25 protein-coding genes are annotated in these 25,472 nt (G+C 58.6%); 21 read left to right on the top strand and 4 right to left on the bottom strand.

All coding sequences use genetic code 11. The features are described from left to right. Nucleotides 1-42 precede the first annotated feature (42 nt). The 3 genes from CKW14_RS04945 (at nucleotide 43) to CKW14_RS04955 (ending at nucleotide 3,446) form a co-directional block, all read left to right on the top strand. A complete protein-coding gene (locus CKW14_RS04945) occupies nucleotides 43-843 on the top strand; it encodes a glucose 1-dehydrogenase (RefSeq protein WP_093431918.1) in 801 nt (266 codons plus the stop codon). Next, nucleotides 836-2,662 (top strand): glycoside hydrolase family 15 protein, encoded by a 1,827-nt coding sequence (locus CKW14_RS04950; RefSeq protein WP_095124856.1) that lies wholly within the window; start codon nucleotides 836-838, stop codon nucleotides 2,660-2,662. Before CKW14_RS04945 ends, CKW14_RS04950 begins: the two co-directional genes overlap by 8 nt. Nucleotides 2,663-3,056: 394 nt before the next feature. Beyond that, nucleotides 3,057-3,446: a hypothetical protein gene (locus tag CKW14_RS04955; protein WP_095124858.1), complete on the top strand. Its 390-nt coding sequence runs from the start codon at nucleotides 3,057-3,059 to the stop codon at nucleotides 3,444-3,446. Between the two features lies 1 nt (nucleotide 3,447). Here the strand turns inward: CKW14_RS04955 and CKW14_RS04960 are convergent, their stop codons facing one another. After that, nucleotides 3,448-4,431: a GlxA family transcriptional regulator gene (locus CKW14_RS04960; protein WP_095047704.1), complete on the bottom strand. Its 984-nt coding sequence runs from the start codon at nucleotides 4,429-4,431 to the stop codon at nucleotides 3,448-3,450. A gap of 89 nt (nucleotides 4,432-4,520) precedes the next feature. Between CKW14_RS04960 and inhA the strand changes: the two genes are divergently transcribed. The 5 genes from inhA (at nucleotide 4,521) to CKW14_RS04985 (ending at nucleotide 10,568) form a co-directional block, all read left to right on the top strand. After that, complete coding sequence (inhA, locus tag CKW14_RS04965; RefSeq protein WP_095047705.1) at nucleotides 4,521-5,207, top strand: isonitrile hydratase; 687 nt, start codon at nucleotides 4,521-4,523, stop codon at nucleotides 5,205-5,207. Nucleotides 5,208-5,436: 229 nt separating this feature from the next. Beyond that, nucleotides 5,437-6,228, top strand: a complete 792-nt coding sequence (locus tag CKW14_RS04970; RefSeq protein ID WP_095047706.1) for a CPBP family intramembrane glutamic endopeptidase — start codon at nucleotides 5,437-5,439, stop codon at nucleotides 6,226-6,228. Nucleotides 6,229-6,330: 102 nt separating this feature from the next. Next, nucleotides 6,331-7,896: a PAS domain-containing methyl-accepting chemotaxis protein gene (locus tag CKW14_RS04975; RefSeq protein ID WP_095047707.1), complete on the top strand. Its 1,566-nt coding sequence runs from the start codon at nucleotides 6,331-6,333 to the stop codon at nucleotides 7,894-7,896. 502 nt (nucleotides 7,897-8,398) lie between these two features. Next, on the top strand, nucleotides 8,399-9,097 hold the full coding sequence (locus CKW14_RS04980; protein ID WP_064389790.1) for a hypothetical protein: 699 nt from the start codon (nucleotides 8,399-8,401) through the stop codon (nucleotides 9,095-9,097). Between the two features lie 79 nt (nucleotides 9,098-9,176). Then, the gene (locus CKW14_RS04985) at nucleotides 9,177-10,568 is read left to right on the top strand and encodes a surface-adhesin E family protein (RefSeq protein WP_095124860.1); all 1,392 of its coding nucleotides are present in this window, start codon (nucleotides 9,177-9,179) and stop codon (nucleotides 10,566-10,568) included. Between the two features lie 778 nt (nucleotides 10,569-11,346). On the opposite strand, the gene CKW14_RS04990 is transcribed toward CKW14_RS04985, so the two are convergent. Further along, nucleotides 11,347-11,712 (bottom strand): DUF6124 family protein, encoded by a 366-nt coding sequence (locus CKW14_RS04990; protein WP_095047709.1) that lies wholly within the window; start codon nucleotides 11,710-11,712, stop codon nucleotides 11,347-11,349. A 1,050-nt stretch (nucleotides 11,713-12,762) separates the two neighbouring features. Then, nucleotides 12,763-13,443: an alpha/beta family hydrolase gene (locus tag CKW14_RS04995; protein WP_095124861.1), complete on the bottom strand. Its 681-nt coding sequence runs from the start codon at nucleotides 13,441-13,443 to the stop codon at nucleotides 12,763-12,765. A 95-nt stretch (nucleotides 13,444-13,538) separates the two neighbouring features. On the opposite strand from CKW14_RS04995, the gene ccoN (CKW14_RS05000) reads away from it, so the two are divergent. From ccoN (CKW14_RS05000) to CKW14_RS05045, 10 genes are all read left to right on the top strand, one after another. Continuing rightward, nucleotides 13,539-14,963 (top strand): cytochrome-c oxidase, cbb3-type subunit I, encoded by a 1,425-nt coding sequence (gene ccoN, locus CKW14_RS05000; protein ID WP_008082029.1) that lies wholly within the window; start codon nucleotides 13,539-13,541, stop codon nucleotides 14,961-14,963. Between the two features lie 10 nt (nucleotides 14,964-14,973). Further along, nucleotides 14,974-15,582: a cytochrome-c oxidase, cbb3-type subunit II gene (gene ccoO / locus CKW14_RS05005; RefSeq protein ID WP_003223389.1), complete on the top strand. Its 609-nt coding sequence runs from the start codon at nucleotides 14,974-14,976 to the stop codon at nucleotides 15,580-15,582. 3 nt (nucleotides 15,583-15,585) lie between these two features. Beyond that, nucleotides 15,586-15,783, top strand: coding sequence for a cbb3-type cytochrome c oxidase subunit 3 (locus CKW14_RS05010; protein ID WP_095124863.1), 198 nt, complete (start codon nucleotides 15,586-15,588; stop codon nucleotides 15,781-15,783). After that, nucleotides 15,780-16,733, top strand: coding sequence for a cytochrome-c oxidase, cbb3-type subunit III (ccoP, locus tag CKW14_RS05015; RefSeq protein WP_095124865.1), 954 nt, complete (start codon nucleotides 15,780-15,782; stop codon nucleotides 16,731-16,733). Before CKW14_RS05010 ends, ccoP (CKW14_RS05015) begins: the two co-directional genes overlap by 4 nt. Nucleotides 16,734-17,215: 482 nt before the next feature. Beyond that, nucleotides 17,216-18,658: a cytochrome-c oxidase, cbb3-type subunit I gene (ccoN, locus tag CKW14_RS05020; RefSeq protein ID WP_093431876.1), complete on the top strand. Its 1,443-nt coding sequence runs from the start codon at nucleotides 17,216-17,218 to the stop codon at nucleotides 18,656-18,658. Next, nucleotides 18,658-19,266: a cytochrome-c oxidase, cbb3-type subunit II gene (gene ccoO / locus CKW14_RS05025; RefSeq protein ID WP_095047713.1), complete on the top strand. Its 609-nt coding sequence runs from the start codon at nucleotides 18,658-18,660 to the stop codon at nucleotides 19,264-19,266. The genes ccoN (CKW14_RS05020) and ccoO (CKW14_RS05025) overlap by 1 nt, the downstream gene beginning before the upstream one ends. Nucleotides 19,267-19,271: 5 nt before the next feature. Continuing rightward, entirely contained in the window at nucleotides 19,272-19,457 is a 186-nt protein-coding gene (locus CKW14_RS05030) for a CcoQ/FixQ family Cbb3-type cytochrome c oxidase assembly chaperone (protein WP_003175465.1), read from the top strand. Continuing rightward, complete coding sequence (gene ccoP / locus CKW14_RS05035; RefSeq protein ID WP_093431872.1) at nucleotides 19,454-20,437, top strand: cytochrome-c oxidase, cbb3-type subunit III; 984 nt, start codon at nucleotides 19,454-19,456, stop codon at nucleotides 20,435-20,437. The genes CKW14_RS05030 and ccoP (CKW14_RS05035) overlap by 4 nt, the downstream gene beginning before the upstream one ends. 530 nt (nucleotides 20,438-20,967) lie before the next feature. Beyond that, on the top strand, nucleotides 20,968-21,222 hold the full coding sequence (locus CKW14_RS05040) for a type II toxin-antitoxin system Phd/YefM family antitoxin (RefSeq protein ID WP_095124867.1): 255 nt from the start codon (nucleotides 20,968-20,970) through the stop codon (nucleotides 21,220-21,222). Then, complete coding sequence (locus CKW14_RS05045) at nucleotides 21,222-21,641, top strand: type II toxin-antitoxin system VapC family toxin (RefSeq protein WP_095124870.1); 420 nt, start codon at nucleotides 21,222-21,224, stop codon at nucleotides 21,639-21,641. The genes CKW14_RS05040 and CKW14_RS05045 overlap by 1 nt, the downstream gene beginning before the upstream one ends. A gap of 38 nt (nucleotides 21,642-21,679) precedes the next feature. On the opposite strand, the gene CKW14_RS05050 is transcribed toward CKW14_RS05045, so the two are convergent. Continuing rightward, nucleotides 21,680-22,684 carry a metallophosphoesterase gene (locus CKW14_RS05050; RefSeq protein ID WP_095047716.1) on the bottom strand — a complete coding sequence of 335 codons (1,005 nt, stop codon included), beginning with the start codon at nucleotides 22,682-22,684 and terminating at the stop codon, nucleotides 21,680-21,682. 270 nt (nucleotides 22,685-22,954) lie between these two features. Here CKW14_RS05050 and CKW14_RS29300 point away from each other — a divergent pair, with 270 nt between their 5' ends. The 3 genes from CKW14_RS29300 to CKW14_RS05060 are packed head-to-tail and all read left to right on the top strand — an operon-like array spanning nucleotide 22,955 to nucleotide 25,238. Further along, nucleotides 22,955-23,272, top strand: coding sequence for a hypothetical protein (locus tag CKW14_RS29300; protein ID WP_141231782.1), 318 nt, complete (start codon nucleotides 22,955-22,957; stop codon nucleotides 23,270-23,272). Further along, nucleotides 23,272-24,687 carry a cytochrome c oxidase accessory protein CcoG gene (ccoG, locus tag CKW14_RS05055; protein ID WP_095047717.1) on the top strand — a complete coding sequence of 472 codons (1,416 nt, stop codon included), beginning with the start codon at nucleotides 23,272-23,274 and terminating at the stop codon, nucleotides 24,685-24,687. The genes CKW14_RS29300 and ccoG overlap by 1 nt, the downstream gene beginning before the upstream one ends. An 11-nt stretch (nucleotides 24,688-24,698) precedes the next feature. Next, a complete protein-coding gene (locus CKW14_RS05060) occupies nucleotides 24,699-25,238 on the top strand; it encodes a FixH family protein (protein WP_095124872.1) in 540 nt (179 codons plus the stop codon). Nucleotides 25,239-25,472 lie beyond the last annotated feature (234 nt).

Raw genomic sequence — 25,472 nt, forward strand, 5'->3', positions numbered from 1 at the left:
ACCGGTCAGCTATGTAGGCCCTCACTCAAGGCGCGATTTTGCATGCATATTTCCCTCGCCCGACAAACAGCCCTGATCACCGGCGCCAGCTCCGGCATCGGCCACGCGTGCGCCAAAGCCCTGGCCGCTGCCGGCGCGGCAGTGGTCATCAACTACAACCGTCAGGCAGAACCTGCCGAAGCACTGGCCCGGCAAATCATTGCTGACGGTGGGCAGGCCATCGCCATTCGCGCTGATGTCTCCAAGGAAGACGAGGTTGAGCGTCTGTTCTCGGCGGCCATCGATGCCTTCGGTTCGCTGGATATTCTGCTGGCCAACTCGGGTATGCAAAAAGATGCCGCCGCTGTGGACATGACCCTCGACGACTGGAACGCGGTGATCGGCGTCAACCTCACCGGGCAGTTCCTCTGCGCCCGCGCTGCCCTGCGGATTTTCAATCGCCAGGGCGTTCGTGAAGGCGTGTCCCGCGCGGCCGGCAAGATCATCCACATGAGTTCGGTGCACCAGCGCATTCCCTGGGCCGGGCACGTCAATTACGCCGCGTCCAAGGGTGGTGTCGATCAGCTGATGCAGACCCTTGCACAGGAAGTCAGCCACCAACGCATTCGCATCAACGGCATCGCGCCGGGGGCGATTCGCACGGCGATCAATAAAGATGCCACCGAAGGCGCTGCCGGCGAAAAGCTGCTTGATCTGATTCCCTACGGGCGCATCGGCGACGCGCAAGACGTCGCCAACGCCGTGGTCTTTCTCGCCTCGGATGCCGCCGATTACATCGTTGGCACCACCCTGTTCATCGACGGCGGCATGAGCCTCTATCCGGAGTTTCGCGGCAATGGCTGAGCATCACCTGGAACGACAAAGCCCAATCGACGCCCACGGCATCATCGGCGACATGCGCAGCGCGGCACTGATCAACGACCGTGGCAGTGTGGATTTTTTCTGCTGGCCGGAGTTCGACAGTCCGTCGATTTTCTGTTCGTTGCTGGACACCCCGGACGCGGGGATTTTCCAGTTGGCGCCGGACTTGCCCGACGCCCGCCGCGAACAGATTTACCTGCCCGACACTAACGTTCTGCAAACCCGCTGGCTGAGTGAACGCGCCGTGGTCGAAGTCACCGATCTGCTGCCAGTGGCGGACAACGCCGATGACCTGCCGCTGTTGATGCGTCGGGTGCGCGTGGTCAGCGGCGAAGCGACTTTCACCATGCGCTGCGCCGTGCGCCACGATTACGCCCGAGCCGACACCCGAGCTCAGATGGATCAACAAGACGTGACATTTAGCGCTTCCGGCCAACCGTCACTGCGCCTGGCTTCGGACCAGCCGATGCAGATCGACGCGCAAGCGGCGGTGGCACAATTCACGCTCAAGCAAAATGAAACGGCGGCGTTCATGCTCGGGGCGACCGATGATCCACGATTCGCCGAAGGCGCCGGACACTTGTGCATGGAACGCACATTGAAGTTCTGGCGCGACTGGATCGGTCAGTCGATTTACCGCGGGCGCTGGCGGGAAATGGTCAACCGCTCGGCCCTCGCGTTGAAGCTGCTGACCTCACGCAAACACGGCGCCATTCTCGCCGCCGCCACTTTCGGTCTACCGGAAACGCCGGGCGGCGAACGTAACTGGGACTACCGCTACACATGGATCCGCGATGCCTCGTTCACGGTGTACGCGTTCATGCGCCTGGGCTTTGTCGGCGAGGCCAACGCCTATATGGGCTGGCTGCGCGGACGGGTCAGCGACTGCTGCGGCAAGCCGGTGAAGTTGAACATTCTGTACGCCATCGATGGTCGTCAGGAATTGCCGGAAACCGAGCTGTCGCACCTGTCCGGTCACGGCGGTGCGCAACCGGTGCGCATCGGCAACGGCGCTTACGATCAGATTCAACTGGATATCTTCGGCGAGCTGATGGATGCGGTGTATCTGGTCAACAAATACGGCGACGCAATTTCCCACGAGGGCTGGAAACATGTGCGCGAAGTGGTCGATCAAGTCTGTGAAACGTGGCAGACCGCCGATGTCGGCATTTGGGAAATGCGCGGTGAGCAGCATCACTTCCTGCACTCGCGGCTGATGTGCTGGGTAGCGCTGGACCGGGCGATTCGCCTGGCCTCGAAACGCTCGCTACCGGCACCGTTTGCGCAATGGGACTCGACCCGGCAGGCGATCTACGCCGACATCTGGGACAACTTCTGGAATGAGGAGCGCGGGCATTTCGTTCAGTACAAGGGCGGCACTGCGCTGGATGGCTCAATGTTGTTGATGCCGTTGGTGCGTTTCGTCAGCGCCAAGGATCCGCGCTGGTTGTCGACCCTAGAAGCCATCGAAAAGACCTTGGTGCGCGATGGCATGGTTTATCGCTATCGCAATGACGACAGCAATATCGATGGCCTGGCCGGCACTGAAGGCGCCTTCGCCGCGTGTTCGTTCTGGTACGTCGAATGCCTTGCTCGCGCGGGGCAGGTTGAAAAAGCCCATCTGGAGTTTGAGCAATTGCTGCGCTATGCCAATCCGCTGGGTCTCTACGCCGAAGAGTTCGACGCCCATGGCCGGCACTTGGGTAATACCCCGCAAGCCTTGACGCATCTGGCGTTGATCAGTGCGGCGAGTTTTCTCGACCGCAAGCTGAGTGGGGAAAAGAGTTACTGGCAGCCGTAATTGTCACCAAAGGCTGTAGGAAATAGTCCGCATCAACAGCCAATTGTAGGACTGACACCTACGCAAAAGCAGGCTCACTCCCACCCCCTATGGCGAGGGAGCTTGCTCCCGCCGGGTCGCGAAGCGGCCCTGAAACCTGCCTCCCCAATCCCACTGAAGCACCGGGTTGCCTGACTTTGCGCCTGCTGCACAGCCGAGCGGGAGCAAGCTCCCTCAGCACAGTTTTCAACTGCCGTAAGACTACAAATGGTCAACATCCCCTGAACCGTGCCTGCCCTGCAACTCGCAGTCACACCCGGAAATACCCTGTTGCCAGCTGTTACATCCACCCCTACCATCCACCGCAACGGGCACAGCGGAGCTGTCCAATAAAACCCGAATTCAAGGAACCAGAATGTCCCAGCACGTCCAGCGCACCATCGACACGCCGCTTCGCAGCGGCCTGACCCGCACCCAACTCTGGGAAGCCGCGGACAAAGGCCTGATCAAGTGCTGGGAAATCGGCCGCCAGCGCGCCACCCGCTTCCCCGACCTCGCGCAAAAATGTCTCGCCGGCGAACTGCCCGTGCTCGGCTGGAAAGGTGGCGTGAGCCGCAGCCTGAAGAAAAACGAGAAATTTGGCTCGCTGAAGTATCTGGCGCAGTGGCAAGGCTTGCGCGGTGAGGATCTGGATATTGATTTGAGTGCAGAACGTGCGCTGACGTGTTCGCGGACGAAGATGCGGGTGACGTTTACCCCGGATCGGACGAAGTATTTTAATCAGGTGGCGGAAGCTGAGGCTTGATTCAAGGCATCACTGGATCTGCTCCAGCCTTGACCGAAAACCGCTCCCGATAAGCCTGCGGAGTTACCCCCATGGCCCGCAGGAAGCTGCGCCGCAACGTCTCTTCACTGCCAAAACCGCAATTGGCGGCGATGCGTTTGACCGGCAAACCGGTGTCACTGAGCAAGCGCCGGGCGGTTTCGACGCGAATCAATTCGATCGCCCGCGCCGGGGTCTGGCCGGTGTCGGCGCGGTAGTGGCGGACGAAACTGCGTTCGCTCATCCCGGCTTGTTCTGCGAGGGTCGGGATGCCAAGGTCGCAGGTGAGGTTTTCGGCGATCCACGCGTGCAGTTCATCAAAGCGATTGCCCTGATTCTGCAAGGATAAGGTCACGCTGAATTGCGATTGCCCGCCCGGACGTTTCAGAAACACCACGAGGTGCCGGGCGACGTCCAGGGCGATGTCGCTGCCCAGATCCTCTTCAACCATGGCCAAGGCCAGATCGATGCCGGCCGTGACCCCCGCCGAGGTCCAGACCGGGCCGTCATTGATGAAAATCGGATTGGCCTCGACGTGCAAATTCGGATGTTGCTGCGCCAGTTGTTCGCATCGCGTCCAGTGGGTAACCACGCGACGGCCATCGAGCCAGCCGCTCGCCGCCAACAGAAATGCCCCCGTACACACGGAGGCCACGCGTCGACATTTGCCGGCGTGTTCGCGCACCCAATCCACCAACAGCACATCTTCGGCCGCCGGATAAATGCCCCAGCCACCGGCGATGATCAACGTGTCGCTGGGCAGTTGCGGCAACGGCTCGGCCAACACCGCCAACCCCGCCGACGACATCACCGCCCCGCCGCCGCTGGCAATCACGCTCGGCGCATACGGGATCGGCAAGCCGCGCTGACGGGCGATGTCGTTGGCCGAGGCGAACACCTGCAAGGGGCCGGTGACGTCGAGGATCTGCATGTTGGCAAACGCGAGTACGTGGATGGCTTTGGGCATTTGGCGTAATTCGTGGGGTGATTGGCGTATGCGCCAGAACCTACGCGCCTACAGTGAAGCCGTCCAGCCCTTTTCATGGAGTAAGAACGATGACGTTGCAGATCGGTTTTCTGTTGTTTCCGCAGGTTCAGCAACTCGACCTGACCGGGCCGTATGACGTGCTCGCCTCGCTGCCGAACGTGCAGGTGCACTTGATCTGGAAGGATCTGATGCCGGTCACCGCCAGTACCGGACTGCTGCTGAAACCGACCACCACGTTTGAGGATTGCCCGGATCTGGATGTGATCTGTGTACCGGGTGGTGGTGGCGTCGGCGCGCTGATGGAAGATGAGCTGACACTGGCTTTCATCAAGCGTCAGGCTGAGCTGGCAAAGTACGTGACATCGGTGTGCACCGGTTCGCTGGTGCTCGGCGCGGCGGGTCTGCTGCAAGGCAAACGGGCGACCACGCATTGGGCGTATCACGATCTGCTGCCGACGCTGGGGGCGATCGCGGTGAAGGATCGGGTGGTGCGTGACGGCAATTTGTTTACCGGCGGCGGGATCACGGCGGGGATTGATTTCGCCTTGGTGCTGGCTGAAGAGTTGGTGGGTGCCGATGCGGCGCAGCTGATCCAGTTGCAATTGGAATATGCCCCGGCGCCGCCGTTCAACGCGGGCAGCCCGGAGACTGCGCCGAGTGAGATTGTCGATGAGGCACGTTTGCGTGCAGCGCCATCGCTGAAGCTGCGCACGGAAATCACCGAGCGTGCGGCGGCGAAACTTAACTTGCGTTGATTCCCAGGCAAACACAAAACCCTGTGGGAGCTGGCTTGCCAGCGATAGCGGTGGACCAGTCGATGAAGATGTCGGCTGAACAGGCCTCATCGCTGGCAAGCCAGCTCCCACAGGTAAAGGGGTTGACCATAGGTTTGTGTGCTGCCCCAGTTTCCCCCTTCACCTTCACTTGTCCCCACGCCCCCACCCGTGTAGAAAGCCCTTCCACAAATTTGCACAGGGACTTTCGATGAAGGCTTTGCCATGGCTCTATCTGGCGCTTCTCAGCCTCGGTTACGGATGGGCGCTGAGTTACGGCCACCTCGGCTGGCTGGCGCTGATTTCCATCGGGCTGCTGGTGTTCGCCGGTTTTGCCGTTCGCCAACAACAGGTGCCGGTCGCACGTTTTCTCGGCCATGGTCTGTTTATCGTGCTGGCTTTGGCGCTGGCTCTACACTGGCTACCGGGCTTCGCCAACGGTCGCGCCATTGATCCGCAACGCTTCACCGACAACGCCGTGCCGTTCGCGATGTACCTGAACCTCGACAAACCGCTGGTTGGCTTCTGGTTGTTGCTGGTGTGCCCGTGGATTGTCGGGCGACGTTCGTTGCGCCTGAGCGTCTACGCCACCGCCCTCGCCCTGACGCTGAGCGCGGTTCTTGCCCTTGGCGGCGCGCTGTTGCTGGGCGTGATCGCCTGGGCACCGAAGTGGCCTGATCAAGCGTGGCTGTGGGTGCTGAACAATCTGCTGCTGGTGACCTTGGTCGAGGAAGCGCTGTTTCGCGGCTATATACAGGGCGGCCTCAGTCAGCGTTTCAAAAATCTTCCTTACGGAGAAAATCTCGCCCTGCTGCTGGCCTCGCTGCTGTTTGGTCTGGTGCATGCCGGCGCAGGCTGGACCTGGGTGTTGCTGGCGGGTCTGGCGGGTGTCGGCTATGGTCTGGCCTACCGTTTTGGCGGGCTCGGCGCGGCGATCGCCACGCATTTCGGCCTGAACCTGCTGCATTTCGGCCTGTTCACCTATCCGATGCTCGCCGGCTGAAGCAAGCGCCATTTTGCGACGCCGTGCTGATTATTGAAAAAAAATTTCAATAAAAAGCTGTCACCGCCGACAACCTTTCAAAGCCTTGCGGATTGAAAAACCATGCGTAACAACCAGCCCATTACACAACGCGAACGGACTTTCCCGGCTCAGCAGCGGTTGATTTCCACAACCGACGCCAAGGGCGTGATCACCTACTGCAACGACGCTTTCGTCGAGATCAGCGGGTTTTCGCGTGAAGAACTGATCCGTGCGCCGCACAACCTGGTCCGTCACCCAGACGTACCGGCGGCGGTGTTTTCGCACATGTGGGGCACATTGAAACAAGGCTTGCCATGGATGGGCATTGTCAAGAATCGCTGCAAATCCGGCGACCACTACTGGGTGAACGCCTACGTGACTCCGGTGTTCGATGGCAGTCAGGTGATCGGCTACGAGTCAGTGCGTGTCAAACCCACTGCCGAACAGATCCGCCGTGCCGAAGCGCTCTACCAACGCATCAACCAAGGCAAGTCGGCGATCCCTTCCACTGATAAATGGCTGCCGGTGTTGCAAGACTGGCTGCCGTTCATTCTGGTCAGCCAGTTGAGTTTCATGATCGGCGCGACCCTGAACTCGCAGTGGGGCTTCGCCCTCGCCGCCGGTCTGTCGGTGCCGCTGGGCCTGATGGGCCTGCAATGGCAGCAACGCGGGCTCAAACGCCTGCTGCGCCTGGCCGAGCAGACCACCTCCGACCCGCTGATCGCGCAGATGTACACCGACAGCCGTGGCGCCCAGGCGCGTCTGGAAATGTCGATCCTCAGCCAGGAAGCACGCCTGAAAACCTGCCTGACCCGTCTGCAGGACACCGCCGAACACTTGACCGATCAGGCCAAGCAATCCGACGTCCTGGCGCACAACAGCTCCACCGGCCTGGAACGCCAGCGTGTGGAAACCGAACAAGTCGCCACCGCCGTCAACCAGATGGCCGCGACCACCCAGGAAGTGGCGAGCCACGTCCAGCGCACCGCTGACGCCACTCAGGAAGCCAATCGCCTGACCGGTCGCGGTCGTGACATCGCCGGGGAAACCCGCGAAGCCATCCAGCGTCTGTCGGTAGTTGTCGGTGAAACCGGTTTGACCGTGACCCAACTGGCCAAGGACAGCGACGAAATCGGCGGCGTGGTGGATGTGATCAAAGGCATCGCTGACCAGACCAACCTGCTCGCCCTGAACGCTGCGATTGAAGCAGCGCGTGCCGGTGAGATGGGCCGTGGCTTTGCCGTGGTGGCTGACGAAGTGCGTCAACTGGCGCAACGCACCAGCGAATCGACCGGGCAGATTCATGCCCTGATCGCCAAGTTGCAGCAGACGGCTTCGAGTGCCGTGCAAACCATGGAAGCCGGGCATCGCCAGGCTGAAGAAGGTGTGGCGCGGGTGCTGGAAGCGGATCAGGCGTTGGTCGGCATCAGCGAAGCGGTGGCCAACATCACCGACATGACCACGCAGATTGCGGCCGCGACCGAAGAGCAAAGTGCGGTGGCTGAAGAGATCAGCCGCAACATCAGCAATATTTCGGAGCTGGCGGATCAGACGTCGGAACAGGCGCATAACTCGGCGTTGTTGAGTGAAGAGCTGACGAAGACGGCGAATACGCAGTACTCGTTGGTGGAGCGGTTTAACCGCTAACAGCAAAAAATCGCAGCCTGCGGCAGCTCCTACAGATAATCGGTGTAGGAGCTGCCGCAGGCTGCGATCTTTTTGACCTTGGAAACCCGGACGGCGAAAGCTGTCCGGTTCTATTGGTTCCGGGATTGGTGACGTCTGGCACACCGCGCATCACTGGGAATAGAGAGTTTTCCCGTTGACGTTTTCCGCCAGGACCAGCAACGGCTGACTCGCCAACAGCGCCGCGAACGACGTGCACACCAGTATTTCATGCGCCTGGATAATGTAGTCAACAGGTCATCCATGACAGGTCTCTCGCATTAGAGCGCGAGACGCTAGCGTATGGGGCTGTGCGTGTGTCCAGCGAGTTTTCCGATGCGCGCTTCAACGTCCTGGCAGCAGCTGAATTCAGGCGCCGGAACTCTATCGCCGCAATAGTGGCACATTAGTAGCCACTACCCCTTCAGAATTCCTGCATGCGGACGACAACCTCCGCAAGTCCGTTTCTTGTTGTGAGTCCTTCATGAAGAAGATCGCTGTCCTGATGTTCGCCGTTCTGTTCCTGGCCGGATGCGCCAACCAGAAATTCAAGCCCGAATACCGTACCCAAATCCACACCGTGAAAATCCTCGCGGTGTCATGGAAACCCCGGGAAATGAGCTATATGGGACGCGAACAAGCATGGGGCGCCGCCATTGGCGCGGGCGTCGGCACCGGCGTAGGTCTGGCGGCGGGCGCTGGCAAAATCGGTACAGCGGCACTCGGCGGTGCCGGTTTTGCCGCTGGTTTGAAGGCCGGCGACTTGGCCTCCATGTCGACCGTCGATGCGATCCTGTACAACATGGAAACCGCCAACATCAACCTCGGCGACTTGGTGAAAACGAGCTTCGAAGAAAAACTCGCCGCCAGCGGCCGCTTCAAAATCGTCGGCGACAACGAACCGGCGGACGCGCAGATTGAACTGACCGTATTCAACTGGGGCTTCGCCCTGACCCAGGGCTTCAGCAGCGTGGTTTACCCGACCATCGCGGTCAACGGCGTGATGAAGCGCGGCGACGAGTTGATCTGGCAGCGCAACGAGCCGATCACCGCGTTTAACGGCGCCAACACCTACGGTTATGAGCCGCTGCGCTATCGCACTGAACCGGAACTGGTACGCACCGCGTTGACCGGTGTTTCGCAGATTGTCGGCGACTATCTGGTCAAGGATTTGAACGAGTAAGGGTGATGGCGCTGCGCTGAGCCCAAGCAGAGCTATATGAATCGTAATGCCTCTTTCAATCGATCCCCCGGAGAGTTCCGTGCAGCGCATCATTCTTTGCATCAGCACATTGCTGCTGGCCGCTTGCGTCACCCAGCCCAAAAATACCGACCGCCAGGCAGTGTTGCTGGCCCAGCCGTTGACACCCAACAGCCTGATGCGTGAAGGCGACGTCATCAACTTTCAGGTGATCGAGCCGCGCGATCCGCAATCCGTGGTGGTACAGCGCTTCCAGTACTCGGCGGCCTGCAGCACGGCGCAGATCAACGAAGTGTATTCATTCCTGTTGATGCGCCACATTTATCCGGGCAATCCGGGCCACTATGCGCCGGCGAGGGCGTTGCCCGAGCGTTACCACGCCACACTGCTGAACAACCGCGACTTCCTCCAGGCATGCAAAAACCTGCCCGTCGCCGATTGGCGCAAAGTGGCGGAAGACGACACGGGTCGCTGGTTGCTGGTCGATAAAAACAACCTGCAAAACAAGGCCGGGCAAGTCGATGTATGGATGGCCTACGACGAGCCGAAAACCCGCCTCAACCTGGTCAATAGCGCACCGTTCACCCAAACTCGCGAGCATTACACGTTCGATTGCGCCACACGCAATTCCACGCTGCTGGCCCGCTATTTCCTCAACGCCGACAACCAGGTCACCGACGGCAAAGTCGACATGTTCCCCGAGACCAAAGCGATCACGGCGTCCGAGGCGGACAAGTCAAAGATGGTTGAACTGGTGTGCAACGCACCAACGTCAATCGCCAGCCTGCCGGCGCTGACCCGACGCAGCAAAGCGACGGTAGATGCCAACGCTATCCCCGACATCAACCCGAACGTGCTGAAAAGCATCGAACAGCTGCACCTGCCGAAACCACTCAAGACCCTGACTTACCTGGACCTCGTCGGGACCGCCAGCAATAGCAAAAAGAGCTGGCCGGAACGCACCGAATACTTCATTTCCAGCGACCCGGCCAGCCAACAACTGAGCATTGACCATAAGAGCGAAAACCTCGTCGGCCATCAAATCAGCTGGCGCGGCCTGCTCACCCTGTCCGGTCGGGAACAGGCCAAACTGTCCCGCAACACCCTTGTGATCGACAATTTGAGTTTCCGAGGTGATTGGCAGCAAATGCGCGTCGGCAGCCAACTGGGCTACACCCGCCAAGGCAGCATCAACAGCAACCTGATCGGCTCGCTGGGGGAAGAACCGGTTACCGTGGATTGCACCGTCGACAGCGAATCACCCGCCAAACTGCTGAACCCGGCGTTGAGTGGTAACGCCAAAGCGATCAGTTGCCGTGATCAGCGCAAGAGCTTGAAGCCCGTGCCGATGGATCATTATTACTATCTGGTGGATTACGGTTTTTTCTATCACGCTAGTACGGATAAAGGCGACGGGATTGCGGTGGATATGCACGTGCAAAGCGTGAAGTAGGCAGCGACGGGACGCTGAAATAGCGCAGCAATCCCGCGTAGCCCGTTTTACATTTGAAAGCCCGGCAAGCGAGCGCTTCCGGGCCTTTTGTTTGTGATCTGGAATTTTTGGGGGCCGGCAGACCGCCATCGCGATCAGGCTCACTCCTACATGGGGTCTGCGATGAACACAGCTTTTGTGCCCGACCACAATCCCTTGTAGGAGCGAGCCTGCTCGCGATGAGGCCGTCTCTGCCGACGACGAGCTCACTCAAGCAATGCAGACACTGCCTACAACTCGCCCAGAATGCGCCGACTGGTGCTTGATGAAGCCAGGTTCTATCGTTTGCCGGTCGCTACCCAATCACACAGACCGGCCAGCATGAATACAACCCCCGCCCGAAAACCCGCAAAACAGAAAGTTCGTGATGAGCTGACATTCCTTGATGTTCGACAAGCTGCGCGCGATGGTCAGAAAGTGTTCGATAAATTTGTGATCACTGGCAGGCTACCCATTACCCAGTAAATCAAAAAGATCGCAGCCTTCGGCAGCTCCTACAGGAACATGCATTCCAATGTAGGAGCTGCCGAAGGCTGCGATCTTTTGATCTTGAAAGCCCGGACGGCGAAAGCTTCCGGGTTTTTTGTTGCTTGTCTGAAAGTGATAGTGCTTGGCAGAGCGCTTTTCGCGAGCAGGCTCGCTCCCACTTTGGAACGTAGTGGGATCACAGATTTGTGTCCAACGACAATCCCTTGTAGGAGTGAGCCTGCTCGCGATGAGGCCATAACAGCCAGCGAAATTACTGAGGCAACTTCAGCTTATCCAGCAGTCGATTGACCAAAAGTTCGTTGAGCATGATCACCTGTTGCAGCGCCAGCAGCGGTTTGCGCTCCGGGCCGCCGATTGAGTGGGCGATGTTACCGGCCATGGCATGGGCGTATGAAAGCGACTCGCTCGCCTCGACCAGCAGCGTTTCGTCATCCAGCGTGGGGTCGACGAGATAGACCGGGCGAAATTTTGGCGAGCTTGGTGGAGCACCCAGGGCTTCGGGTCGGAGGTAGTAGTCGAGGGCGCGGTCGGTTGCTTCTTTGATCTTTTGCGGGCTAATCGCGGGGTCGTGTGGGATTGGATCGGTAACGGGCGGGTTTGGTGTGATTTTGAACATAGGTGTAACTCCAGTTTCGAATATTAGGAGCCATCACCCTCGCTACCAAACGAGTGGGTGGTGGCCATACGTGGGTTGGTAGACCGGTCGAAACGGGAAACCCGGCGCTCACGAATGAGCCCCACGCATGCCCACCATAAAAATCTGAGCCCCCAAAAAGGGACTGCATACGGTGACGCCATACGGTTTCGAAGCGGGCTACCAAACCCGATCACTGTTTTTCAGTGACAGGGACACGATACAACCCACCTCATAGCCGCGTAAGCAGGCGGATTCTGGCGTACGCGTAGGTAACGGCGCAAGGTGTTGTAGGCCCCGTGGCGTAACGGGCTGTGTACTTTAAACGCGCTCACGGAATCATGTTTACGCGCAGGAAATGCTGGACAGAGAGCGCTTCCAGTTTTTTATCGTGTCAGCGAAATCGCCCCTCACCCTAGCCCTCTCCCAGAGGGAGAGGGGACTGATCGCGGTGTTTGGGAGAGGTACGCCGACATGCAATAGCGCGTTGAACTCAGGCTTTGAAAAGCCCACAAATCGGCTTTCTCTCCCTCGGGAGAGGGCTGGTGTGAGGGCAGTCACAACACAAATTAACAGCCGAACACCGCTTGGCCCTTAACCACTCAATAGGCCGAGTGTCAGCTCGCCTGCTTTTGATCTTGATCCACGGGCGACGTCGGAAGGCTGAGTGAGGGATTGATCCGGGGGTGGGAGCGCAGCGACCGTTTGGCGAAGCCAAACACAGCGAGAGGAGGTGCAGCGAAGCAAACCGTAGGCGCTGCGCCCGGATCGATCCCGGAGCGAAGGGACCCCGAGCCTTAGCGAGCGGGCCGTACGTAGGAGCAAGCCTTTTGGGTTACCTTTTCGGCGTTTGGAAAAGGTGACCCGCCGTAAGGGCGGAACCCTAAGTGGCCGTTACCGCAGCAACGGATATGTACCCAAAAAATATGTCGCAGCTGAAATCGATCCCCCTCACCCCAGCCCTCTCCCCCATGGGGGCGAGGGGGAAAGGGAGCAGATCTTCATGCAGTTCAAAATCTCAGCCCAGCTCGGTCACTTGCTGAGAAACTCGGCTACTTTCTGCGCGGCGCTGGCCAAATGCTGTTCATGGGTAAATCCGGAAACCTTGAGCGGCTTCAAGTCATGATCCCCGGCCGCTAGCCACGCCACCTCAATACTCGGAGACAAGGTGTAAGCCTCAACCGCCTCACGATTGCCCAGCGCATCCCGCTCGCCTTGCACAATCAAAGTCCGCGTCTGCAAAGAAGCCAAATGCTCAACCCGAGGCTTCTCCGGCTTCCCCACCGCATAAAACGGATACCCCAAACACACCAACGCATCAGCGCCCAATTCGTCAGCCAAGAGACTCGCCATCCGCCCACCCATAGACTTCCCGCCAACGGCCAAAACCCCAGCGACATGACGCCGCACCTCGGCATACACCTCACGCCAGCATTCCTGCAATTTCCCCGCAGGATTCGGCGGCCGCTTCACCCCATCAACGCGCCGCTGCGCCATATAAGGAAACTCAAACCGCAACACATTCACCCCAAGCCCGGCAAGGCGCCCAGCCATATCCGTCATCCACTCGCTATCCATCGGCGCACCAGCACCGTGAGCAAGGATCAACGTCGCCGCAGCCTTACCGTTGGCGGCATCCCAGAGCCACCCATGATCACGCACACACTGCGCCCATTGATCCCCGTCAATACTGGCCTTGTGCTGTTTGTCCATGCTTGCCTCGCTTTTAGTCTGCCTATAACTCCAGACGAAGGATTCGCCGCGTGTCTTGCGCGCGCTCACTTCGGCTGAACCGTGGATGGGGAACCATGAACACTTCTATCAGTACCGCCTACAACTACAAGGTGGTCCGCCAATTCGCCATTATGACGGTGGTGTGGGGCATCGTCGGCATGGGCCTCGGGGTTTTTCTCGCGGCTCAATTGGTCTGGCCCGAACTCAACTTCAATTTACCCTGGACCAGTTTCGGCCGTCTGCGCCCGCTGCACACCAACGCGGTGATCTTCGCGTTCGGCGGCTGTGCGCTGTTCGCCAGTTCGTTTTACTCGGTGCAACGCACCTGCCAAACCCAGTTGTTTGCACCAAAAATCGCCGCGTTCTGCTTCTGGGGCTGGCAGTTGGTGATCCTGCTGGCGGCGATCAGCCTGCCACTGGGTTACACCAGCTCCAAGGAATATGCCGAACTGGAATGGCCGATCGACATCCTGATCACCATCGTCTGGGTCGCCTACGCCATCGTGTTCTTCGGCACGATCATGCAGCGCAAGACCAAGCACATCTACGTGGGCAACTGGTTCTTCGGCGCGTTCATCATCACCGTGGCGATTCTGCACATCGTCAACAACCTTGAATTGCCGGTGAGTTTCACCAAGTCCTACTCGGTGTACGCCGGTGCAACCGACGCGATGGTGCAATGGTGGTACGGCCACAACGCCGTAGGCTTTTTCCTCACCGCCGGTTTCCTCGGGATGATGTACTACTTCGTACCGAAACAGGCCGAGCGTCCGGTGTATTCGTATCGCCTGTCGATCGTGCACTTCTGGGCATTGATCACCCTGTACATCTGGGCCGGCCCGCACCACTTGCACTACACCGCGCTGCCAGACTGGGCACAGTCGCTGGGCATGGTGATGTCGCTGATTCTGCTGGCACCGAGCTGGGGCGGCATGATCAACGGCATGATGACCCTCTCAGGCGCCTGGCATAAATTGCGCAGCGACCCGATCCTGCGTTTCCTTGTGGTCTCGCTGGCGTTCTACGGCATGTCGACCTTCGAAGGTCCGATGATGGCGATCAAGACCGTCAACGCCCTCTCCCACTACACCGACTGGACCATCGGCCACGTACATGCCGGCGCCCTCGGCTGGGTGGCGATGATCTCGATCGGCGCGCTGTACCACATGATCCCGAAAATCTTCGGCAAGGCGCAGATGCACAGCGTCGGTTTGATCAACGCGCACTTCTGGCTCGCGACCATCGGCACCGTGCTCTACATCGCGTCGATGTGGGTCAACGGCATCGCCCAAGGCTTGATGTGGCGCGCGGTAAACGAGGACGGCACGCTGACCTACTCCTTCGTCGAAACCCTGGTGGCCAGCCACCCAGGCTTCGTCGTGCGGCTGATTGGTGGCGCGATCTTCCTCAGCGGCATGTTCCTGATGGCTTACAACACCTGGCGCACCGTGCGGGCCTCGCAGCCTGCTGACGTCGTTGCTGCCGCGCAGATGGCCTGAGGAGTCCGCCATGAAACACGAAACGATTGAAAAGAACGTCGGCCTGTTGATGTTGCTCATGGTCTTTGCCGTGAGCATCGGCGGCCTGACCCAGATCGTCCCGCTGTTCTTCCAGGACGTCACCAACAAACCGGTGGAAGGCATGAAGCCCTACACCGCGCTGCAACTGGAAGGCCGCGACATCTACATCCGCGAAGGCTGCGTCGGTTGCCACTCGCAGATGATCCGCCCGTTCCGCGCCGAAACCGAGCGCTACGGGCACTACTCGGTTGCGGGCGAAAGCGTGTGGGATCACCCGTTCCTGTGGGGTTCGAAACGTACCGGTCCGGACCTCGCCCGGGTCGGCGCGCGTTACTCGGATGACTGGCACCGCGCGCACTTGTACAACCCGCGCAACGTCGTACCGGAATCGAAAATGCCGGCCTATCCGTGGCTGGTCACGCAAGCGGTAGACAGCAGCCACACCGAAACCAAGCTCAAGACCATGCGCACCCTCGGCGTGCCGTACACCGACGACGACATCAGCGGCGCGGTGGCCAGCCTCAAGGGCAAGACCGAAATGGACGCCCTCGTCTCCTACCTGCAAGTGCTCGGCACTGCGATCAAGAGCAAGAGGTGAGCCATGGTCATTGAAATGAGCACAGGGCTGATCCGTGGTTTAGGCACCGTTGTCGTGTTTGTAGCGTTCGTCGGTTTGACCTTGTGGGTATTCAACCGCAAGCGCACCCCGGAATTCGCCGAAGCGCGTCTGCTGCCGTTCGCCGACGAGCCGCAACCCGACACAACCCCAGTAAATGAGACAAGGAGTACCCGGCCATGACCACCTTCTGGAGTACGTGGATCTGCGTACTGACCATCGGCAGCCTGATCGGCCTGACGTGGCTGCTGATCGGCACGCGCCGGGGCGAGACCAAGGGCAGCGTCGACCAGACCATGGGCCACAGCTTCGACGGCATCGAGGAGTACGACAACCCGCTGCCGCAGTGGTGGTTCATGCTGTTCGCCGGCACGCTGGTGTTTTCCGTGGGCTATCTGATCCTCTATCCGGGCCTGGGCAACTGGAAAGGCATCCTGCCGGGTTACGAGGATGGCTGGACCGGCGTGCACGAGTGGGAAAAGGAAATGAACAAGGCCGACGCCAAATTCGGGCCGATCTTCGCCAAGTTCGCCGCCATGCCGCTGGAAGAAGTGGCGAAGGATCCGCAGGCGCTGAAGATGGGTGGCCGCCTGTTCGCCTCCAACTGCTCGGTGTGCCACGGCTCAGACGCCAAAGGCGCGTTCGGTTTCCCTAACCTCGCCGACAGCGACTGGCGCTGGGGTGGCGACGCCGACACCATCAAGACCACCATCATGGGTGGCCGGATGGCGGCAATGCCGGCCTGGGGCGAAGTGTTGGGCGAAGCCGGGGTGAAAAACGTCGCGGCGTACGTCCGTCACGAACTGGCCGGTCTGCCATTGCCAGCCGATAACAAGGCTGACCTGCAAGCCGGACAGCAGGCGTTCAGCACTACTTGCGTGGCCTGTCATGGGACAACCGGCCAAGGTACTGAAGCCATGGGGGCGCCGAATCTGACGCACCCGGCCGGGTTTATCTATGGCACCAGCCTGACCCAACTCGAGCAGACCATTCGCCATGGTCGCCAGGGTCACATGCCAGCGCAGAACGAACTGTTGGGCAACGATAAAGTGCAATTACTTGCCGCTTATGTGTACAGCCTGTCACATGGATTGAATACAGAAAAACTTATTACTGAAGACAACAAGAAGTAATCATTGCGTACACCTCTGCCGCACCATTCTCGGTGCGGCAGCATCCAGCCCCTTTGCGACGCATTGTCGCACCCCTTCACACCCTCTCCTTTCGGTTCCTCTGATTCGGGTCTACGCTTGCTCGATGCGGACTGGCTTGTGCCGGTTCCAGGTCAATGCTGACTGCTGTGTTCCGCGAACCGGCTGACTGATGTGGCCGCAAACGCCGGTAGATACCGGCTGTCGTGCCATTTACCGTCCGTCACCCGAACTGAGCGTTTGAACACACCCCGTTACAAGCGACCTGAACCCCTCGCTTTTTTCGTCCGCTGCGACATTTTGTCCGAGGCCAATTTTGTCCTTACGCGGCGCATGGAAAGGCCGCAGAATCAGCGTTGGAAAGCATTGACCCAGGTCATGGCGCGTTGCAATGACCCCCTGCTCTCTGCATACTTGCGGCCGATTTTAATCCTAATAAAACACCCAAACCGTGGAACCTTAGAATGAGCACAGCAATCAGTCCGACTGCTTATAACTATAAGGTAGTCCGCCAGTTCGCCATCATGACGGTGGTCTGGGGGATCCTTGGCATGGGGCTCGGTGTCTTCATCGCCTCGCAACTGGTCTGGCCGGAATTGAACTTCGGTCTGCCGTGGACGAGCTTTGGACGCCTGCGCCCGTTGCACACAAACCTGGTGATTTTTGCCTTCGGTGGCTGTGCACTGTTTGCCACTTCCTACTATGTCGTGCAGCGAACCTGCCAGACGCGACTGATTTCCGACAGCCTCGCGGCCTTCACCTTCTGGGGCTGGCAAGCGGTGATCGTCGGCGCGATCATTACCTTGCCGCTGGGTTACACCACCACCAAGGAATACGCGGAACTGGAATGGCCACTGGCTATTCTGCTGGCGATTGTCTGGGTCACCTACGGTCTGGTGTTCTTCGGCACCATCACCAAGCGCAAAACCAAGCACATTTATGTGGGTAACTGGTTCTACGGCGCGTTCATCGTCGTCACGGCGATGCTGCACATCGTCAACCACGCCTCCCTGCCGGTGAGCTTCTTCAAGTCCTACTCCGCCTACTCCGGCGCGACCGATGCGATGATCCAGTGGTGGTACGGCCACAACGCGGTGGGCTTCTTCCTGACCACCGGTTTCCTCGGGATGATGTACTACTTCGTGCCGAAACAGGCCGAGCGTCCGATCTACTCCTATCGCCTGTCGATCGTGCACTTCTGGGCGCTGATCACCCTGTACATCTGGGCCGGTCCGCACCACCTGCACTACACCGCACTGCCGGATTGGGCACAATCGCTGGGCATGGCGATGTCGATCATCCTTCTGGCGCCAAGCTGGGGCGGCATGATCAACGGCATGATGACCCTGTCGGGCGCCTGGCATAAGCTGCGCACCGACCCGATCCTGCGCTTCCTCGTGGTCTCGTTGGCGTTCTACGGCATGTCGACCTTCGAAGGGCCGATGATGGCGATCAAGACCGTCAACTCGCTCTCGCACTACACCGACTGGACCATTGGCCACGTACACGCTGGCGCTCTCGGCTGGGTAGCGATGATCTCAATCGGCGCGATCTACCACATGATCCCGCGCCTGTTCGGCCGTGCGCAGATGCACAGTGTCGGCCTGATCAACGCGCACTTCTGGCTCGCGACCATCGGCACCGTGCTCTACATCGCTTCGATGTGGGTCAACGGCATCACGCAGGGCCTGATGTGGCGTGCAATCAACGACGACGGCACCCTCACCTACTCGTTCGTTGAAGCGCTGCAAGCCAGCCACCCGGGCTACATCGTTCGCGCCTTGGGCGGTGCTTTCTTCGCCAGCGGCATGTTCCTGATGGCTTACAACGTCTGGCGCACCGTGCGCGCCTCGAACCCGGCTGAAGCCGAAGCCGCTGCCCAGATCGCTGTCGTTGGAGCTCACTGATGAAGCATGAAGCTGTCGAGAAGAATATTGGCCTGCTGGCCTTCTTCATGGTCATCGCCGTCAGCGTTGGCGGCCTGACCCAAATCGTTCCGCTGTTTTTCCAGGACGTCACCAACAAGCCGGTCGAAGGCATGAAGCCGCGTTCGGCGCTGGAACTGGAAGGCCGCGACGTTTACATCGCCAACGGCTGTGTCGGCTGCCACTCGCAGATGATCCGTCCGTTCCGTGCCGAAACCGAACGCTATGGGCACTACTCGGTAGCCGGTGAAAGCGTCTGGGATCACCCGTTCCTGTGGGGTTCCAAACGTACCGGGCCAGATCTGGCCCGTGTTGGCGGTCGTTACTCCGATGACTGGCAGCGTGCGCACTTGTACAACCCGCGCAACGTCGTGCCTGAGTCGAAAATGCCGGCTTACCCGTTCCTCGTAGAAAACAAGCTCGACGGCAAAGACACTGCCAAGAAAATGGAAGTGTTGCGCACGCTCGGCGTTCCTTACACCGACGAAGACATCGCCGGGGCCAAGGATGCCGTGAAGGGCAAAACCGAAATGGACGCGCTGGTGGCCTATCTGCAAGGCCTGGGCACCATCATCAAAAGCAAACGGTGATCTAGATGGATATCGGGATGATTCGTGGCCTGGGCACCGTTGTCGTGATGGTGGCCTTCATCGGTCTGGCGTTGTGGGTGTTCAGCCCCAAGCGCAAGTCGGAGTTTGAAGACGCGACCTTGTTGCCTTTTGCGGATGATCCCGAAGCCATCAAGCACGTCGAGCAAGCTTCTAGGAGTAACAAAGAATGACTACATTCTGGAGTCTGTACGTCACAGTCCTCAGTCTCGGTACGATCTTTTCCCTGACCTGGCTGCTGCTGTCGACCCGCAAGGGCCAGCGCAGCGAACAGACGGACGAGACGGTTGGGCACTCCTTCGACGGGATCGAGGAGTACGACAACCCACTGCCGAAATGGTGGTTCATGCTGTTTGTCGGCACCATCATTTTTGCCTTGGGTTACCTGGTGCTGTACCCGGGCCTGGGCAACTGGAAAGGCCTGCTGCCGGGCTACAACTACCTCGATAACGACAAGCAGACCGCGTTCGCCAATGGCCAGACCGGCTGGACCGGCGTGCACGAGTGGGAAAAGGAAATGGCCCGCTCGGACGCCAAGTTCGGTCCGATCTTCGCCAAGTTCGCTGCCATGCCAATCGAAGAAGTGGCCAAGGATCCGCAAGCACTGAAGATGGGTGGCCGTTTGTTCGCCTCCAACTGCTCGGTGTGCCACGGTTCCGACGCCAAGGGTGCCTACGGTTTCCCTAACCTGACCGACGCCGACTGGCGCTGGGGCGGCGAGCCGGAAACCATCAAGACCACCATCATGGGCGGTCGTCACGCGGTGATGCCGGCCTGGGCTGAAGTGATTGGTGAGCAAGGCGTTGCCGACGTGGCAGCGTTTGTCGTGACCAACCTGGATGGCCGCAAACTGCCGGAAGGCACCAAGGCTGACCCGGCTAACGGCGGTAAACTGTTTGCCGCCAATTGCGTGGCCTGCCACGGTCCGGCCGGCAAAGGCACCCCCGCCATGGGCGCGCCTGACCTGACCCACCCGGGTGCATTCATCTACGGTTCGAGCTTCGCGCAACTGCAGCAGACCATCCGTTACGGCCGTCAGGGCCAGATGCCTGCGCAGGAACAACTGCAAGGCAACGACAAGGTGCACCTGCTGGCGGCATATGTTTACAGCCTGTCCCACGGTGAAAAAGCACCGGAAGCGAACGCCGAGTAAGGCCAGCGCTTGAAGTACAAAAGGCCCCGCCAATGTTGATTGGCGGGGCCTTTTTTCATGCTGGCATTCATGCCTTGAAACGTTTGCTCAATAGACCTGAGCAGCACTGCCCTGTAGGTTTTTCCCACCCCGATGAACAGCATCGGGTCAACCTTCAAGGATGAAGCCTACATGTCAAAGAATGACGAAACCACACTGCCAAAACGTTTGCAGTCCCTCCATGATCATGAAGCAACGCTGGTGAATAGGCCTGTGGCACCCGCACGCTCACCCTCACCAAACCCCGTAGGTTGCCCAGGTAACAGCGGCGGTCTGGACGGTCTTGGCGGCGGCAGATTGCCCTGACAGGGGGCAGCAAAACACAGCGAATTTACGTCCAATATCCTGCGCCCCTGCCCTTTGGCCGGGGCGCTCTGGCTGGTGCCGTTATGACAGTGATAAACCGATCGTCCGCAACCCACCTTTCCGATTGCCGGAAAAACCTCAACGTAGTAACGTTTCTACACCAGAATCACCGGAGGCCGAACTTGATGGCCATCACGACTATTTCCAGCCGCGAATTCAACCAGGACACCAGTGCAGCCAAAAAAGCCGCGCATCGGGGTCCGGTCATCATTACCGATCGTGGCAAGCCTGCCCATGTACTGCTGAGCATCGAGGAGTACCAGAAACTGACCGGTAGCCAGACCAGCATCGTCGACCTGCTGGTCATGCCGAATGCGCCTGACATCGAATTCGAATCCGAGCGCTCCGTCATCACCCCTCGCAGCGTGGACCTGTCCTGATGTTTCTACTGGATACCAATGTCGTTTCCGAGCTGCGAAAACCCCAAGCCGACCGGCAAGTGGTGACATGGGCAAACAGCGTCGCCCCGGCCAGCCTGTATTTATCGGCCATCACTGTGCTGGAGCTGGAAACCGGCATTCTGCGTATCGAACGCCGCGACCCGCCACAAGGAGGGATGCTGCGCAACTGGCTCGAGCGTCATGTCAAACCCGCATTCTCGGGAAGAATCCTCTCGGTCGATAGCGCCGTCGCTAGCCGATGCGCACAGCTGCACGTGCCTGATCGCAGCAATGAATGCGACGCTTTGATCGCCGCCACCGCGCTTGTTCATGGGCTGACGCTGGTCACCCGTAATGTTGCCGACTTCCAACTCAGCGGCGTTCATCTGATCAATCCATGGAACGCTGCCAATCACTGATCGTACAAAGCCCCGCCTAATCACTGGCGGGGCTTTTTTTATGGGCGCTTGGCGAAGATTGAATGCACCGGCGTCGTATCGATCAGCGTTCGATTGCGCCACTGATTGTTCTTCACCAGATAGACCTGCAACTGCTTGCGGTCCTCGGTGAAACTGGCAATCAGATAGGTTTGCTGAGACGTACTGCCGCTCAGGTAGATGGGTACGCTACCCTCCCAATAAGCATCACCTCCATCCTTATGCAAATGGCCGGCAAAGATCGCCGTCACTTGATATTTATTGACCATATCGGTGAAGCGTTTCTGTTGCGCCTGGGTCCCCTGGTGGCGCAACGGTTTATGCATATTGATGATGATGGCGTACCCCGAGGCTCGCGCCAGTCTGAGGTCCGTCTCGAGCCAGTCGAGCGCATCGTTGATTTCAAATGTCGTCGGGTTCAATGGATGAGCAATCCGGGTGGTATACGTCGGTTCGTTATTGAGTTGAACCATATGAACTTCGCCGATGTTTTTTGAATAGGCGAGACTGCCAGAGTACTTTTTACTGAGAAACCCACTGGTGATTTTCAGATCAAAGCTGTCGACTTTACCCTCATGGTGCTCTTTGAACTCGACGATACTTCCCGCTGCACAGCTATTACTAAAACAATCATCAACATTGTTTTCATAATCGTGATTACCCAAGCCGTATAAATACTCACCTTTGAAGTGCTTGGTCAGTAAATCCTTCATGAACGAACGCTGCCAGCCATGACCAAAAGCGGTTATATCGCCATTGATCATCAAAGGCACCTGGGCTTGAGAGCCGTGCTGATTTCTGAACTCGGCAATACTCCCAAGCTGAGTATCAACCAGCCATTTCGAACGAACATCGAATTCGGCGTCGGATTCCGGCTCCCGGTCATCAGTCTTGTCGGTCCAGGGATATTGAGTATCCGAGGCAAAAACCATGTGTTTCGGTGTTCCGCTTATAGCCTGCGCCGATACAACCGTCGCCCACAAACAAACACCCAGCACAACGCTTGCAAACTTGTTAAAAGCCATACATTAAATTCCGTTTAGATTAATCAATCAGACGCAAACTTTTCGCGCAAACAGAACTTATTCGAAAAAACAGAAAACTTCAAAGCACTCATAAAGAACAATCAATTGGATTTATTTCAGAGGCACTAACCGCACAACTTGAATAACCTGCAGAGCACTGAAAACAAACATGACAAGTTCCATTCAACCTGGCGTGGTCCACGCAAAACCACATTCAAAGTTTTCTTTCAGGACAGACACGCGTCGAGTTGTGCAAAGGAAACCCTGAACGTGACGCCATTCGTGCGTGCGTCCAATCTGACCAGGCTTTTTTATGAAACTCGCAATGACCGCAGCGGCGGACTGTTCTCCCGTGGAAACAATGAATTAGCCCTCAAGCCAAAACCGTCCATACTCAACAAGTCAATTGACCTGCATCATGCTTTGCTGCATTCGCTACACCATTCAGGTTTTTTACCCAACGCGACCAAAGGTCGCACCCTTGAGCCAGAGCGACCGGCGTATCATTGCGCCACTGCAACACCCCTTTCTGACCTGGGTTGGCACGTATCGACCGAGGCATTTTTCCACTGCCGTGGGATGCAATGATGAGCAACCAGATTCCGGTACACGACGTCACACCACCGAGCAAAAACGCGAACAACAGCGTTGACCTTTACGCCTCTCGAGAAAAAATCTACACCCGTGCTTTCACTGGCCTGTTCCGCAATCTGCGGATGATGGGCGGTGCGGCATTGTTTCTGCTGTATTTCGGTACGGTGTGGCTGAACTGGGGCGGTCATCAGGCCGTGTGGTGGAACCTGCCGGAGCGCAAGTTCTTCATCTTCGGCGCCACTTTCTGGCCACAGGATTTCATTCTGCTCTCGGGCCTGTTGATCATTGCCGCGTTCGGCCTGTTCTTCATTACCGTGTACGCCGGCCGGGTCTGGTGCGGCTACACCTGTCCGCAAAGTGTGTGGACGTGGATTTTCATGTGGTGCGAGAAGGTCACCGAAGGCGACCGTAATCAGCGCATCAAGCTCGACAAGGCGCCGATGAGCGCCAACAAATTCGCGCGCAAACTCGCCAAACACGCGCTGTGGCTGTTGATCGGTTTTGTCACCGGCATGACCTTCGTTGGCTACTTCTCGCCGATCCGTGAACTGGTCTTCGAATTCTTCACCGGCCAGGCCGATGGCTGGTCGTATTTCTGGGTCGGCTTCTTCACCCTCGCCACTTACGGCAACGCCGGTTGGCTGCGTGAGCAGGTGTGCATTTACATGTGCCCGTACGCACGCTTCCAGAGCGTGATGTTCGACAAGGACACGCTGATCGTCTCCTACGACCCGCGTCGCGGCGAAAGCCGTGGCCCGCGTAAGAAAGGCGTCGATTACAAGGCCCAGGGCCTGGGCGATTGCATCGATTGCACCATGTGCGTTCAGGTGTGCCCGACCGGCATCGACATCCGCGACGGTCTGCAGATCGAGTGCATTGGCTGCGCGGCCTGCATCGACGCCTGCGACAGCATCATGGACAAGATGGATTACCCGCGCGGGCTGATCAGCTACACCACCGAACACAACCTGTCCGGGCAGAAAACCCATAAACTGCGGCCACGCCTGATCGGCTATGCCGTAGTGTTGCTGGCGATGATCAGCCTGTTGGTCACTGCATTCGTGATGCGCTCGCTGGTTGGCTTCGACGTCAGCAAGGACCGCGTGCTATACCGCGAAAACGCCGAAGGCCGGATCGAAAACGTCTACAGCCTGAAGATCATGAACAAGGATCAGCGCGACCACACTTACGTGCTGGAAGCCGCCGGCCTGCCCGACCTGCGCCTGCAAGGCAAACGCGAGATCAAAGTCGCGGCCGGCGACATCGTCAGCATGCCGGTCGAGTTGTCGAGCGCACCGGAGCAACTGCCATCGAGCACCAATGAGGTGAAATTCCTCCTCAAGGATGCCGATGACGACAGCGTCCACGTTGAAGCCAAGAGCCGATTCATCGGCCCACAAATCCGTTGAGAGAACTGAACATGCCCGCAGCAAACGCCGCAAGTCCCTGGTACAAGCACCTTTGGCCATGGATCATCATCGGAATTCTGGCCTGTTCGGTGACCCTGACTCTGTCCATGGTGACCATTGCGGTGAACAACCCGGACAACCTCGTCAACGACAACTACTACGAGGCCGGCAAAGGCATCAACCGTTCGCTGGACCGTGAGCTGTTGGCACAGACTCTGAAGATGCGCGCCGCTGTGCATCTGGATGACGTGACCGGTGAAGTTGATCTGCGTTTGAGCGGTGACAGTCAGCCAAAGACTCTGGAGCTGAACCTGATTTCACCGACGCAGCCGGAGAAGGATCGCAAGATTGTCCTGACCCGCAGCGAGACCGAAACCGGGCGTTACATCGGCCAATTGGGTGACAAAGTTGAAGGTCGCCGGTTTGTCGAGTTGCTGGGCACTCAGGATGATCACATCTGGCGGATGTTCGAGGAAGAATTGGTTAACCATGACAAGGATCTGCTGCTGGGTGATGAACCGCTGCAAGGTGCCGAAGACTTGAAGAAGTAAACAACTTCAAAAGCCCCCTCACCCTAGCCCTCTCCCCCTGGAGAGGGAACTGATCTCGAGCGTTTGCACGTTTTGTGTATGACAGTGAAAATCCAGGCGACTGAGCCTGTTTTCAGGCTCACACCGATCGGCTCCTTCTCCCTCCGGGAGAGGGGACTGATCTAGAGCGTTTGCACGTTTTGTGTATGACAGTAAAGATCCAGCCGACTGAACCAGTTTTTTCGGCTCACACCG

Origin of the sequence: Pseudomonas sp. Irchel s3a12, from assembly GCF_900187485.1 — a bacterium.
In the GTDB taxonomy this organism is placed as follows: Bacteria; Pseudomonadota; Gammaproteobacteria; order Pseudomonadales; family Pseudomonadaceae; genus Aquipseudomonas; species Aquipseudomonas neuropathica.

What these genes read in the sequence shown, in the direction of transcription:
- CKW14_RS04945 (WP_093431918.1), top strand. Translation starts at nt 43, where the DNA reads ATGCATATTTCCCTCGCCCGACAAACAGCCCTGATCACCGGCGCCAGC.
- CKW14_RS04950 (WP_095124856.1), top strand. Translation starts at nt 836, where the DNA reads ATGGCTGAGCATCACCTGGAACGACAAAGCCCAATCGACGCCCACGGC.
- CKW14_RS04955 (WP_095124858.1), top strand. Translation starts at nt 3,057, where the DNA reads ATGTCCCAGCACGTCCAGCGCACCATCGACACGCCGCTTCGCAGCGGC.
- CKW14_RS04960 (WP_095047704.1), bottom strand. Translation starts at nt 4,431, where the DNA reads ATGCCCAAAGCCATCCACGTACTCGCGTTTGCCAACATGCAGATCCTC.
- inhA (WP_095047705.1), top strand. Translation starts at nt 4,521, where the DNA reads ATGACGTTGCAGATCGGTTTTCTGTTGTTTCCGCAGGTTCAGCAACTC.
- CKW14_RS04970 (WP_095047706.1), top strand. Translation starts at nt 5,437, where the DNA reads ATGAAGGCTTTGCCATGGCTCTATCTGGCGCTTCTCAGCCTCGGTTAC.
- CKW14_RS04975 (WP_095047707.1), top strand. Translation starts at nt 6,331, where the DNA reads ATGCGTAACAACCAGCCCATTACACAACGCGAACGGACTTTCCCGGCT.
- CKW14_RS04980 (WP_064389790.1), top strand. Translation starts at nt 8,399, where the DNA reads ATGAAGAAGATCGCTGTCCTGATGTTCGCCGTTCTGTTCCTGGCCGGA.
- CKW14_RS04990 (WP_095047709.1), bottom strand. Translation starts at nt 11,712, where the DNA reads ATGTTCAAAATCACACCAAACCCGCCCGTTACCGATCCAATCCCACAC.
- CKW14_RS04995 (WP_095124861.1), bottom strand. Translation starts at nt 13,443, where the DNA reads ATGGACAAACAGCACAAGGCCAGTATTGACGGGGATCAATGGGCGCAG.
- ccoN (WP_008082029.1), top strand. Translation starts at nt 13,539, where the DNA reads ATGAACACTTCTATCAGTACCGCCTACAACTACAAGGTGGTCCGCCAA.
- ccoO (WP_003223389.1), top strand. Translation starts at nt 14,974, where the DNA reads ATGAAACACGAAACGATTGAAAAGAACGTCGGCCTGTTGATGTTGCTC.
- CKW14_RS05010 (WP_095124863.1), top strand. Translation starts at nt 15,586, where the DNA reads ATGGTCATTGAAATGAGCACAGGGCTGATCCGTGGTTTAGGCACCGTT.
- ccoP (WP_095124865.1), top strand. Translation starts at nt 15,780, where the DNA reads ATGACCACCTTCTGGAGTACGTGGATCTGCGTACTGACCATCGGCAGC.
- ccoN (WP_093431876.1), top strand. Translation starts at nt 17,216, where the DNA reads ATGAGCACAGCAATCAGTCCGACTGCTTATAACTATAAGGTAGTCCGC.
- ccoO (WP_095047713.1), top strand. Translation starts at nt 18,658, where the DNA reads ATGAAGCATGAAGCTGTCGAGAAGAATATTGGCCTGCTGGCCTTCTTC.
- CKW14_RS05030 (WP_003175465.1), top strand. Translation starts at nt 19,272, where the DNA reads ATGGATATCGGGATGATTCGTGGCCTGGGCACCGTTGTCGTGATGGTG.
- ccoP (WP_093431872.1), top strand. Translation starts at nt 19,454, where the DNA reads ATGACTACATTCTGGAGTCTGTACGTCACAGTCCTCAGTCTCGGTACG.
- CKW14_RS05040 (WP_095124867.1), top strand. Translation starts at nt 20,968, where the DNA reads ATGGCCATCACGACTATTTCCAGCCGCGAATTCAACCAGGACACCAGT.
- CKW14_RS05045 (WP_095124870.1), top strand. Translation starts at nt 21,222, where the DNA reads ATGTTTCTACTGGATACCAATGTCGTTTCCGAGCTGCGAAAACCCCAA.
- CKW14_RS05050 (WP_095047716.1), bottom strand. Translation starts at nt 22,684, where the DNA reads ATGGCTTTTAACAAGTTTGCAAGCGTTGTGCTGGGTGTTTGTTTGTGG.
- ccoG (WP_095047717.1), top strand. Translation starts at nt 23,272, where the DNA reads ATGAGCAACCAGATTCCGGTACACGACGTCACACCACCGAGCAAAAAC.
- CKW14_RS05060 (WP_095124872.1), top strand. Translation starts at nt 24,699, where the DNA reads ATGCCCGCAGCAAACGCCGCAAGTCCCTGGTACAAGCACCTTTGGCCA.